This window comes from Knoellia tibetensis, from assembly GCF_048606415.1.
In the GTDB taxonomy this organism is placed as follows: Bacteria; Actinomycetota; Actinomycetes; order Actinomycetales; family Dermatophilaceae; genus Knoellia; species Knoellia tibetensis.
The window spans coordinates 1,140,574-1,152,090 of record NZ_JBMBWF010000001.1; the positions used below are offsets into that span (position 1 = coordinate 1,140,574).

An 11,517-nucleotide genomic window follows, 5' to 3' on the forward strand; every position below is an offset into this window, starting at 1 on the left:
CCTGCTGTCGATGGTCGGGCGGAAGCCGGTCCCCGGTCGGGGTCACTGCTGCAACAGCGACGCCGACCGGGGCCGGTGACGGGGATCAGCCGCGCAGGGCTGCCAGGTTGTCGTAGCTGGACTGCGCGAAGGCGAGCGACTGACCGGGGTTGGCGGCGCCGCCGGGAGCAGTGTCCTGCTCCCACATCGGGTTGTGCGAGCCCTTCGCGCCGACCCGGCGGAAGAACGTCGCGTAGTCGATGTCGCCCTCGCCGAACGGCGTCATCGTGTAGCCGTTGGACTGGGTCGCGTCACGACGGCCGTCCTTGGCGTGGAAGAGCGGGAAGCGCTTCGTCTGGGCGGCGACGACCGCCGCCGGGTCGAAGAGCGACGTCACCGAGCTGCCGTCGGGCGCCGTGTAGGTGTGGTGCTTGTACTGCGCCACGTGCGCCCAGAAGATGTCCATCTCGAGGTAGACGTGCTCCGGGTCGGTGTTCGCGAGGAAGTGCTCGAGGCGCCGGATCCCGCTGCTGCGGGTGGGGTTGCCCGCGGCGTCGAGCGGCCCGCTGTCGAGCAGGAAGCTGTAGGCGATGTCGTGGTTGTGGGTGTAGAGCTTGAGCCCGTGGCGTGAGGCCCGCTCGCCGAAGAAGTTCCAGCGCTCGGCGGCCGCCACCCAGTCCGCCACGTAGGCCGAGCCGGTGGGGTCGCCACCGGTGCCGATGTGGCCGAGGCCGAGGACGTTGGCGATCTCGCAGGCGCTGTCGAAGGCCGCGATGGTCTCGGGCGTGATCGTCGACGGGATGCTGCCGTGGTTGCCCTCGGCCTCGAGACCGAGGTCGTCGAGCCACGAGCGGAGCAACGTCGCGCCGGCGACCGTGCCGAGGTCGGCGCCACCCTCGGCGTTCGCGTGCTGGCGGTAGCCGGCGAACTCGATCTGGCGGTAGCCGATGCGCGAGAGCTCGCCGAGCACCTCCTTGAAGCCGGAGGCGAGGTCAGTGGTGCCCGGGTCGCGCGAGACGGCGTCGCGCACGGTGTAGAGGATGATCCCGCGCTTCGAGGCGGGGACGAGCGTGCCGTTCGCGTTGCCGACAGGCGAGGCGTATGCCGTCCCGCCACCTGCCGCGGTGGCGGCACCGGCTGCGGCCATCGCGGTCGTCGCCGCGAGGAACTGCCGGCGGCCGAGACCGAGGGTCCGGGCGAGCTCGGGGATCTTGACGTCGTTGTCGTTCATGGTGCTCCTTCGTCACTGCAATGACATGGGGGAACAGCGGTGACCGGTCGTCCTCCTGTCCGTCGTGGGGGGCGTGGTGGTCGGCCACGCGGTCGATGGTCGGGTGGGCTCGCGGCTACGGCTGGGTGCCGGCCGGGAGGTCGATGGGGGTCCAGGCCGAGGCGTTGGCCGCGCTCGTCTCGACTGCGGCGAGCACCTCCTGGACGGCGAGCCCGTCGGCGAACGACGGCGTCGGGTCCACGCCGCGCGCGATGGCGTCGACGAGGTCGGCGGCCTGGTGGGTGAACCCGTGCTCGTAGCCGAGGCCGTGGCCGGCCGGCCACCAGTGCTCGACGTAGGGGTGGGTGGGCTCGGTGACGACGACCTTGGTGAAGCCGGACTCGCGGGCGTCGACCGAGGCGTCGTGGACGTGGAGGACGTTCATGTCCTCGAAGTCGAAGGCGAGGCTGCCCTTCGACCCGTTGATCTCCAACCGGATCGAGTTCTTGCGGCCGGTCGCGAAGCGGGTCGCCTCGAAGGTGCCCAGGCCGCCGCCGCTGAGGCGGGCGAGGAAGATCGCTGCGTCGTCGACGGTGACCTGCCCCCGCTCGCCGCCCTCCTGCGCGGAGGCCGACAGCCCCTTGACGCTGGCGGCGACGGGCCGCTCCTTGACGAAGGTCTCCATCGTCGCGCTCACCCCGGTGATGCGCTCGCCGGTGACGAAGTGGGTGAGGTCGATGATGTGGGCGCCGATGTCGCCGAGGGCTCCCGAGCCGGCGCGCTCCTTCTCGAGGCGCCAGGTGAGCGGGGACTCGGGGTCGACGAGCCAGTCCTGGAGGTACTGCGCGCGGACGTGGCGGATCTCGCCGACCCGGCCCTCCTGCACGAGCTGCCGGGCGAAGGCGATCGCCGGGACGCGGCGGTAGGTGAACCCGACCATCGAGCGAATGCCACGCGACTTGGCCCGCTCGGCAGCGTCGGCCATGCGTCGCGCCTCGACGACGGTGTTGGCGAGGGGCTTCTCGCAGAGGACGTGCTTGCCGGCGTCGAGCGCGGCGATGGCGATCTCGGCGTGGGTGTCACCGGGCGTGCAGATGTCGACGACCTCGACGTCGGGGCGGGCGACGAGTGCCCGCCAGTCGGTCTCGACGTGCTGCCAGTCGAAGCGGCGCGCCATGTCGGCGGCGGCCGCGCCGTCCCGGCCGGCGATGGCGACGAGCTCCGGTGAGAGCGCCGGGTCGAAGAAGCTGCGGGCGTTGCGCCAGCCCTGCGAGTGGGCCAGGCCCATGAAGGCGTAGCCGACCATGCCGATCCCGATCCGGCCGGTCCTCGTGTCGGTGGCGCCGGCTCCGTCGGAGGCGGCGTCGCGCTCGGTCGTCTCCGACGTGGTCCCGGCGGTGGTGTCCGTGGCCATGGGAACCCTTTCCGTGTGGCCCCCGCGGGCCGCCGAGGCGGACCGGGGTGGGAGGGATCGGGTCCGCGCGGCCGACGGTGCGGCCGCGCGGACCCGACGAGAGGGTGGGGTCAGGACTCGAAGCCGAGCGGGAGGTACTCCTCCACGTTGTCCTTGGTGACGACGGGGGCGTCGAGGACGATGCGGCGTGGGACGGCGACCTGGACGAGGTCGCTCATGCTCTTGTCCTGCGCGAGGAGACGGGCGAGGCGGATGCCGTCGGCGGCCTGGGTCGGCGGGTAGAGCACGGTGGCCTCCATCTTGCCCTCCTTGATCCAGCGCATGGCGTTGGCCGAACCGGCGCCGCCGATGAAGGCGAACTCGTTGCGCTTGGCGTTGTCGAAGGCGGCCATGACGCCGACACCCTGGTCGTCGTCGTGGTTCCAGACGATGTCGATCTTCGGCGCGGCCTGGAGCAGGTTGGACGCGACGCGCTCGCCCGACTCGACGGTGAACTCGGCGGCGACGCGGTTGTCGACGGTCTGGTTGCAGCCCTTGAGCGCGTCGGCGAAGCCCTTGCTGCGGTCCTGCGTGAGCGGGAGGGCGTCGATGCCGGCGATCTCGGCGATGACCGGGTTGGTCAGGCTCTTGTCCTTGACGAGCTTGCAGGCGTAGGTGCCCGCGCTCACACCCATGCCGTAGTTGTCGCCGAGGATCGTCGTGCGCGCCGCGAACGGCGTCGAGAACTCGCGGTCGACGTTGACGACGGTGATGCCGGCGTTCATCGCCTTGGTGGCGACCTCGGTGAGGGCGGCGCCATCGGTGGGGAGCAGGACGATCGCGTCGACCTTGTCGTTGATGAAGGTCTCGACCTGCGCGATCTGCTGGCTCGCGTCGTTGGTGCCCTCCGCGGCCTTGAACTCGACGTCGGAGAACTTCTTGGCCTCCGCCTGGGCGGCGCTGTTGATGGCACCGAGCCAGCCGTGGTCGGCCGCGGGGCCGGAGAAGCCGATGGTGATCTTGTCGCCCGGGTCGTCGTTGCTGCTGCCGGCGCGCTGGCTGTCGGAGGAGGAGGTGTCCTCGGTCTCGGGGGTGTTGCTCGTGCAGCCGGCGGCGACGAGGGCGACGACGCCGAGGGCCGCGGCGGCGCGGACCGGGCGGGAGATGGTGCGACGGTTCATGGGAGTTCTCTCCTGGGGCTGGTGCGAGGTGGGGAAGGGAGTGGTGGTGCCGTGCGTGGAGCCGTGGTGCATGAGGTCGCGAGGAGCGGCCCGGTGGGTGCGCTGGTGCGCCTAGGTGCTGCGTCGGCGCGCGGCGAGCCGCTGCTGGAGGAGGACGGCGGCGACGATGATCACGCCCTTCGCCACGTTCTGGGTCGAGGTGTCGACGTTGTTGAGGGTGAAGACGTTGGTGAGCGTCGTGAAGATGAGGACGCCCAGGATGGTGCCGACGATGGTGCCGCGGCCTCCGCTGAGGAGCGTCCCGCCGATGACGACGGCGGCGATGGCGTCGAGCTCGAGCAGGTTGCCGTGGGTCGAGGTGCCGGTCGTCGTGCGCGCCATGAGCATGACCGCCGCCAGACCGCAGGCGAGCCCGAGGAGGACATACAGGTATGCCGTCTGCCGCTCGACCTTGATGCCGGCCAGCCGGGCCGCCTCGGGGTTGCCACCGATGGCGAGCGTCCGGCGGCCGAAGGTCGTGCGGTTGAGCAGGACCCAGCCGAGCGCCGCGACGATCGCGAAGATGATGACGAGCACCGGGACGCCGAGGACGCTGCCCCCGAAGAAGTCGATGAACGAGCGGTCCCGCACGATCTGGGTCTTGCGCTGGGCGATGAGCTCGGCCAGGCCGCGGGCGCTCGCGAGCATGGCGAGCGTCGCGATGAAGGGTGCGACCTTGCCGTAGGCGATGAGCAACCCGTTGACGAGTCCGCACGCGCCGCCGACGAGCACGGCGGTGAGGACCATGACGATCCAGTGGATGTCCTCGGCCATCGTCTGGGTGGCGAGGGTGGTGGCCCACACCGACGACAGGGCGACGATCGCGCCGACGCTGAGGTCGATGCCGCCGCCGCAGATGACGAACGTCATGCCGACGCTGACGACGCCGACGACGGCCGCGAGGCGCAGGATCGTCAGGGCGTTGTCGATGCTGCCGAACCGCTCACCGGCGGTGGCGAGCCCGACGACGCAGAGGATGACGAGCGCGATGACGAGCCCGAGGTTCCGGGTGACCGATCCGCCGAGGAAGCTGCTCAGCGCGCTCGGGCCGGAGCCGGCGGTCGCGGCGTGGGCCGCCATCTCCTGGGTGCCGGCGGGCTCCTCGGAGGTGCGGGGGGTCTCGACGCTCATGCGGCGTCTCCTCTCATGATGATGTCGAGCACCCGGTGCTCGTCGAGCTCGGTGGCCGGCGCCTCGTGCAGGACCTGGCCGTCGCCCACGACGAGGACCCGGTCCGAGAGTCCGAGCACCTCCTCGATCTCGCTCGAGACGACGACGACGGCGACACCGTCGTCGGCGAGGCGGCGGACGAGGGCATAGATCTCGGAGCGGGCGCCGATGTCGACGCCACGGGTGGGCTCGTCGAGGAGCAGCACCTTGCAGCCGCGGAGCAGCCACCGGGCCAGGACGACCTTCTGCTGGTTGCCGCCCGACAGGGTGCGGATCTCGCGGGTGATGCCGGTCGGTCGCAGCTCGAGGCTCGTGGCCAGCTCCTGGGCCGCCCTGCCCTCGGCGCCGCGGTCGATGAGCCCGGCCCGGGCGAAGCGGGTGAGGGTCGCCATGCTGATGTTGTGGGCGACGCTGTCGCCGAGCACGAGGGCCTGGCTCTTGCGCTCCTCTGGTGCGAGCCCGACTCCGGCCGAGACCGCCGACTCGACCGAGCCGGGGCGCAGCCGGCGACCGCCGACCGTCACCGTGCCGGTGTCCGGGCGACGGGCACCGAAGACGGTCTCGACGATCTCCGAGCGACCCGCACCGACGAGCCCGGCGAGACCGAGGACCTCGCCCGGACGGACCGAGAAGCTCACGTCCTCGAACTCGCCCCGTCGCGAGATGCCCTCGACGACGAGCAGCGGCGCGGCCTCGGGCGTGGTGCCGCGCTCGGGGAAGACGTACTCGATCGAGCGGCCGGTCATGAGGCGGATGACCTCGGCCGTGGGCGTCTGCTTGGCGGGCAGCCCGGTGGCGACGGTGCGACCGTCCTTGAGCACCGTCACCCGGTCGCCGATGACGCGGATCTCCTCGAGCCGGTGCGAGATGTAGACGACGGCGACGCCCTGCGCGGTGAGCTGGCGGATGACGTCGAAGAGGCGCTCGACCTCGCCGCTGTCGAGGACGGCCGACGGCTCGTCCATGACGATGAGCCGCGCCTTGCGCGAGAGGGCGCGCGCCATGCTGACGATCTGCTGGCCGGCGGCGGAGAGGTCGCCCACCTCGGTCGTCGGGGAGATCTCGGGGTGGCCGAGGCCGCCGAGGAGCTCGCGGGTCGCGGTGCGCGCGGCCGAGCGCTGCGAGAAGCCGAACCGCGACTTCTCGTGGCCGAGGAAGACGTTCTCCGCGACGGTGAGGCCCTCGACGAGGTCGAGCTCCTGGTACATCGTCGCGATGCCCATGTCCATGGCCGCCTGCGGGTGACCCAGCGTCACCTCGGCGCCGTCCCAGCTGATCGTGCCCTCGTCCGGCGTGTGCACTCCCGCGAGGGTCTTGATGAGGGTCGACTTGCCCGCGCCGTTCTGGCCCAGCAGGCAGTGCACCTCGCCCGGGAGGACGTCGAGGTCGACGCCGTCGAGGGCGGTCACTCCGGGGAACCGCTTGACGATTCCGGCCATCACCAGAAGTGGTGAGGCGCCGTTGCCTCTGCTCATGCGGATGAACGTAGGGGGCTTTTGCGCGTGCGTCAAGCAAAAGTTTGAACATTCGGCAGCACATCTGCTTGCGTCGTGGGCGAAACCTGCGTTCTGTGCTTGACTACCCGCGTGAACGCGCCCGGCACCCTCCCTCTCACCGATGGGCCCACCGGTGCCGGCGCCCTGCTCCAGCTCATGCGCGACGGCCGCCCCCGCACGCGCGCCGAGCTCATCCAGCTCACCGGCCTGGCCCGCTCGACCGTCGGCGCCCGGGTCGACAGCCTCCTCACGGCCGGCCTGCTCAAGCCGGCCGGCGAGTCACGCTCCACCGGGGGCCGGCCACCGGTGCGCTTCGCCTTCAACCCGACCGCGGCCGTCGTCATCGGCGCCGACCTCGGCGCCACGCACGCGACGGTCGGCCTCACCGACCTCGACGGCACGGTCATCTCCGACCGCACCGTCGAGCTCGACATCGCCAGCGGCCCGGCGCCGGTCCTCGACCGCGTCGTCGACCTCGGGCGTGAGCTGCTCAAGGAGGCCAAGCGGACGCGCGCCGACCTCGCCGGCGTCGGCATCGGACTCCCCGGCCCGGTCGAGCACTCGACGGGTCGTCCCGCGTCGCCGCCGATCATGCCCGGCTGGGACGGCTACGACGTCCCCGCGCACGTCTCGGCCGGCCTTGGCGGGCCCGTGCTCGTCGACAACGACGTCAACATCATGGCGCTCGGTGAGCACGCCACGGTCCACCCGCACGTCGACCACCTCGTCTTCGTCAAGGTCGCCACCGGCATCGGCGCCGGGATCATCTCCGGCGGTCAGCTCCACCGCGGCGCCCAGGGCGCGGCCGGCGACCTCGGCCACGTCGCCGCTCCCCACGGCGACGGCGTCCTCTGCCGCTGCGGCAACGTCGGCTGCCTCGAGGCCGTCGCCAGCGGTCCCGCCATCGTCGGCCGGCTCGAGCGGGCCGGGGTCGAGGTGCAGGACACCCGCGCCCTCGTGGACCTCGTCCGCGGCGGCAACACCGAGGCGATCGCCGAGATGCGCGCCGCCGGCCGCGAGATCGGCGCGGTGCTGGCCTCGACCGTGAGCCTGCTCAACCCCCAGGTCATCGTCGTGGGAGGGCTGCTCGTGCAGTGCGCCGAGAGCCTGCTCGCGGGCATCCGCGAGGTCGTCTACGGCCGCTCGCTCCCGCTCGCCACCGAGCAGCTCCAGATCGTCGCCGCCCGCACCGGCGGGCACGCCGGGGTCATCGGTGCCGCGACGATGGTCATCCAGCACGTGCTCTCGGCCGAGGAGGTCGAGCGCCAGCTCGCCAACCTCGCCTCCTGATCGGACGGCGCACAGGAGACGGACGGCATACGGCACGCAAGACGGTCACTCGGGAGGCATCACCGAGAGGCGTTCGAGTCCGGCCCACCGCGGTTGGGTCGCCTCGAGCGTCAGGGCGACGTAGCGCGCGGTGACACCTGTCAGGTCGGCCGACCCGGCCCGGCCACGGTGGGCGACGGCGGTCGCCCCGCCGTAGGTGATGCCGTCCGCGGACGTGTGCAGCGTCGCCGTCGGGATCGAGCCGGGCGCCCAGTCCAGGACGACACGACCGACGGCCACCTCGGCGCCGAGGTCCACGACCATCCGGGCATTCCGTGGGTAGGTCCAGACGGTGTCGGCACGCCCGTCCACGGCAGCCGCGGGCGAGGACATCCCCGGCGGGAGCGGTGACGTCGGGAACGTCGTCCGTCCGACAGCCAGGTCGGCGAGCGGGTAGGGGGCTCCCCCGAGGTCGGCCACCACCCAGCCACTCGCGCCGACCCGGACCGTGCGCCAGGAGCCGCCGTCCGCCCGGCGGACACGCACCACCCCGGCTGCGCCGGTGAGTCGGACGGTGGCCGCGTCGACGACGTCGACGACCAGACCGGCGGCCGGTCGACGGCCGAGGACGTCGGTCACCTCCGCCCGTGGGGGTAGCACCGCTGCCGTGGCGGCCGGCAGCTCGACCTCGAGCAGGACGTGGTCATCGTGGAGGGTCTGCGTGCCCTCGAAGACGGTGACGCCCTCCGCGAGGGCGGGGACCTCGACCGTCGTGGACTCGGCCTCGGTGCCGAGGTTGAAGAGGCTGAGGTGACCCTCGACGAGGCTCGTGGTGACGTCCGGGGACGCCGACACGGGAACCCTCGCCTCCGCGAGCCCGGACAGCTCGGCTGATCCGACGCCGACGTGACCCTCGACCACCATGCCCGCACTGCCGGAGGCGGGGCCCGCTGACAGCACGATGCTGTTGCCGGAGACCCGGATGGGGTTCGCAGAGTCACGGACGACGAACCCGAACCGCTCCTCGACACCCAGCCACCCGCGGGTTGTCCGTGCGGTCGGGTAGCTCACCCGGTCGGTCCACGTGCTTCCGTCATCCGAGGTCTGGAGCCGGTAGGCGAGTCCCGCGGCGGCCTCCCAGTACACCGTGATGGTGTCGATCGTTTGCGGCGCACCGAGATCGACCGCGAGCCAGCTGTCGGCCCGCAGCCGGTCCTCGCGTGAGACCGCCCAACGAGTGGCCATGGACCCGTCCGTCGCCATGCTGGCGGGGCGTGCCGGGTCCTGCGACGACGACGTCGTGGTTCGTCCGCGCGCGAGATCAAGGCCGCCCGCGCTGCTGCGGGCCTCGAGGGCGATGACCGAGTACCCGTAGACCGGCGCGGGCGAGCTGCCGAGCAGGCGGACGTGACGGGCGGTCACGCCGTCGAGCTCCAGCACATCGCGGCGGGCCACGCCGGGGGGCAGCGCCTCCGACGCGTCGGCAGCGGCAACCGTGAACTCGCCCTCGGCGGTGCTGTAGTGACGGGTCCCGGTCAGTCCGCGGACCCCGGGCATCGTGAGGTTGTGCACGTCGAAGCGACCGGAGTCCGCGGCGGTGCCGGAGGTGGAGAACACCACCGACCCACTGGGCAGGGTGGTCATGCCGACCCGTCCCGTCGCCAGACTGAGGAGCGAGGCGGACCCGTCGAAGCCGTCCCGCGCCGGCGTGTAGGCACGGGCGAACCGCCCGACGACCTGGACGGTGGTGCTGGGCAGGAACATCGGCGAGCCGCCGCCGAGGTTGAAGAGCCAGTTGTCGTGCTCCGGCTGCCAGGCCAGCTTGACGAACCCGGCCTTGCTCACCGCACCGGCCCACGCACCCGGCGACTGGTGCACGAGGAGGCCCGGACCGGCGCCAAAGTCCCGTGCGCCGCTCGCGAGCTGGAACATCTCGGCGGCGGCCAGCGGCTCGACCACCTCGCGCTGGCTGCGCCACTCGTGCAGCAGGAAGCTGATGGCGACCTCGGCGCGCGCCTCGGGCTCGTACTTGGGCTCGCCGGAGAACTTGGCCAGACGGTTCGCCGGCGGGTACGCGAGATAGGGGAGCAGCCGCTCGGCGAGGTCTGCCTCGGCCCGGGCCGCGGCCCGGTCGCCGACCACCTGCGACAAGAAGGCCAGCGGGATCACGTCGCGTCCGTAGAGGTGCTCACGGTCGTCCACCAAGGGCATCAACGGCTCCCCGGCGTCACTCATCACCGACAGCAGCGACTCCCAGAGCTGGTCGCCGTTGGGCTGCGCCGTCAGCACCTCGGGCAGGGGGGCGCCGGCGGTGAGGAAGTGGATGGCGTTGCGACCGGAGGTGCGCCAGAGCTCGGACTGGTAGTGCGGCCCGAAGGACCCGTGGTTCTCGGCCAGGAACGTGTCGTAGATGTTGTGTGCGGTGTTCTCCGACACCGCAACACCGTCGATGAGCGCCGGGTTGGCCAGGTCGGCCGGCGGCAGCCCGGCCTCGTTGCGGCTCCACCGCCCAAAGGCCTCACGCCACTCGGACGCCCGCGGGTCGTCCCCCGCCCAGGCCAGCCCGGGCGCCAGCGCTTGGGCGTAGACACCCATCTCCTCGAGCTTGGTGTCGCCCCGATGGCCACCGAGCAGCGCGTTGGGGGTCCACGAGCCCGAGGCAGGGTCGTCCCCGGCCCCGAGGGCGGCGGTGTATGCCGCCTGCTCGCGACTGATCGTGTCGATCCGGGACCGCGTCCCGTCGTCGAGCTCGTCCCAGAGCAACCGTGCCGCGAGTTGGAAGTAGGTCTGGAAGGTGCTGTCCCAGAAGAGCTTCCGGCCCCACTCGGACCCACCCGTGAGGCGGTTGGTCTTCGCGTAGTTGGCGATCGTCGCGATCGTGCGCGACCTCAGGGTCGCCTCGGGGATGCCGGCGATGTCGGCGTCGTACGTCCCCCGGGTCAGCAGCACGGCGTTGCCCAGCACGACGCCGAAGCCGAAGTCGGCGGCCCGGTAGCGATCGCTGCCGTTCCACTGGGTCTCCGACCAGCGGGTGTGGTGCAGCAGCACCCGGTGGTAGGTCTGGGCGACCTCGTCCTGCTCCAGCCACGCCGATCGTCCGGCGGCGCCGCGCACGGACGCGCTCGCGCCGCTCCACGGGGTCGCAGCTGCCAGACCGCCCGCCGCGACGAGGGAGAGGAACAGGCGGCGGGAGGTGTTCGGGGTCGGCATCATCGTTGAGGCCCTGCCTTCGGAGTTCGCGTCCAAGGACGACGGTGACCGCGGCACGGGAGAGGTCGCGGGGCGTCGAGCCTCACCCCGCGCCGGCGGCCAGTCAACGGTGTGGTCCGGTCCTGTCCGGTGGCGGCGGTGCGCCGGACATCGAGCCCCCACAGGGACGCGGCACACGTTCGAGGGCGGACGGCATACCAAGCAGGTCACAGTTGCGCCCACGAGGCGGGAGGGTGCGCGCGTCCCCGGTCCTCGACCCATACAGTGGCGAGGTGATCTTCAAGGCCGTCGGCGACACGCGTCCCTACCCCGAGCACGGGTACAGCACGCGTCAGTGGTCCAACGTGCCGCCGCGCCTCGTCCGGCTCGACGACCTCGTGACCACGAAGCGGACCCTCGACCTCGGCATGCTCCTCTCGGAGGACTCGACCTTCTACGGCGACCTCTTCGCCCACGTCGTCGAGTTCGAGGGCACGCTCTACCTCGAGGACGGACTGCACCGGGCCCTGCGCGCCGCCCTGCACCAGCGACCGACCCTGCACGCACGCGTCCTCGTCATCGAGTAGCCGT

The 11,517-nt window shown here is 71.9% G+C and carries 8 protein-coding genes; 2 read left to right on the forward strand and 6 right to left on the reverse strand.

The window, feature by feature from the left end:
* Positions 1-85: 85 nt before the first annotated feature.
* From ACOJV7_RS05485 to ACOJV7_RS05505, 5 genes are all read right to left on the reverse strand, one after another.
* On the reverse strand, positions 86-1,210 hold the full coding sequence (locus ACOJV7_RS05485) for a sugar phosphate isomerase/epimerase family protein (RefSeq protein WP_420189129.1): 1,125 nt from the start codon (positions 1,208-1,210) through the stop codon (positions 86-88).
* 115 nt (positions 1,211-1,325) lie between these two features.
* On the reverse strand, positions 1,326-2,495 hold the full coding sequence (locus tag ACOJV7_RS05490; RefSeq protein ID WP_420190375.1) for a Gfo/Idh/MocA family protein: 1,170 nt from the start codon (positions 2,493-2,495) through the stop codon (positions 1,326-1,328).
* A 218-nt stretch (positions 2,496-2,713) separates the two neighbouring features.
* Positions 2,714-3,763, reverse strand: coding sequence for a substrate-binding domain-containing protein (locus tag ACOJV7_RS05495; protein ID WP_420189130.1), 1,050 nt, complete (start codon positions 3,761-3,763; stop codon positions 2,714-2,716).
* A 111-nt stretch (positions 3,764-3,874) separates the two neighbouring features.
* Positions 3,875-4,933, reverse strand: coding sequence for an ABC transporter permease (locus ACOJV7_RS05500; protein ID WP_420189131.1), 1,059 nt, complete (start codon positions 4,931-4,933; stop codon positions 3,875-3,877).
* Complete coding sequence (locus tag ACOJV7_RS05505; protein WP_420189132.1) at positions 4,930-6,447, reverse strand: sugar ABC transporter ATP-binding protein; 1,518 nt, start codon at positions 6,445-6,447, stop codon at positions 4,930-4,932. Before ACOJV7_RS05505 ends, ACOJV7_RS05500 begins: the two co-directional genes overlap by 4 nt.
* 177 nt (positions 6,448-6,624) lie before the next feature.
* On the opposite strand from ACOJV7_RS05505, the gene ACOJV7_RS05510 reads away from it, so the two are divergent.
* A complete protein-coding gene (locus ACOJV7_RS05510; protein WP_420190376.1) occupies positions 6,625-7,758 on the forward strand; it encodes an ROK family transcriptional regulator in 1,134 nt (377 codons plus the stop codon).
* A gap of 45 nt (positions 7,759-7,803) precedes the next feature.
* On the opposite strand, the gene ACOJV7_RS05515 is transcribed toward ACOJV7_RS05510, so the two are convergent.
* The gene (locus tag ACOJV7_RS05515) at positions 7,804-10,950 is read right to left on the reverse strand and encodes a discoidin domain-containing protein (protein ID WP_420189133.1); all 3,147 of its coding nucleotides are present in this window, start codon (positions 10,948-10,950) and stop codon (positions 7,804-7,806) included.
* A 269-nt stretch (positions 10,951-11,219) separates the two neighbouring features.
* Between ACOJV7_RS05515 and ACOJV7_RS05520 the strand changes: the two genes are divergently transcribed.
* The gene (locus ACOJV7_RS05520) at positions 11,220-11,513 is read left to right on the forward strand and encodes a type II toxin-antitoxin system VapB family antitoxin (RefSeq protein ID WP_009776380.1); all 294 of its coding nucleotides are present in this window, start codon (positions 11,220-11,222) and stop codon (positions 11,511-11,513) included.
* Positions 11,514-11,517: the final 4 nt, after the last annotated feature.

Bases quoted from the DNA above. Each gene is read 5' to 3' on its own strand.
- ACOJV7_RS05500 (WP_420189131.1), bottom strand. From the start codon at position 4,933: ATGAGCGTCGAGACCCCCCGCACCTCCGAGGAGCCCGCCGGCACCCAG.
- ACOJV7_RS05495 (WP_420189130.1), bottom strand. From the start codon at position 3,763: ATGAACCGTCGCACCATCTCCCGCCCGGTCCGCGCCGCCGCGGCCCTC.
- ACOJV7_RS05515 (WP_420189133.1), bottom strand. From the start codon at position 10,950: ATGATGCCGACCCCGAACACCTCCCGCCGCCTGTTCCTCTCCCTCGTC.
- ACOJV7_RS05490 (WP_420190375.1), bottom strand. From the start codon at position 2,495: ATGGTCGGCTACGCCTTCATGGGCCTGGCCCACTCGCAGGGCTGGCGC.
- ACOJV7_RS05485 (WP_420189129.1), bottom strand. From the start codon at position 1,210: ATGAACGACAACGACGTCAAGATCCCCGAGCTCGCCCGGACCCTCGGT.
- ACOJV7_RS05505 (WP_420189132.1), bottom strand. From the start codon at position 6,447: ATGAGCAGAGGCAACGGCGCCTCACCACTTCTGGTGATGGCCGGAATC.
- ACOJV7_RS05510 (WP_420190376.1), top strand. From the start codon at position 6,625: ATGCGCGACGGCCGCCCCCGCACGCGCGCCGAGCTCATCCAGCTCACC.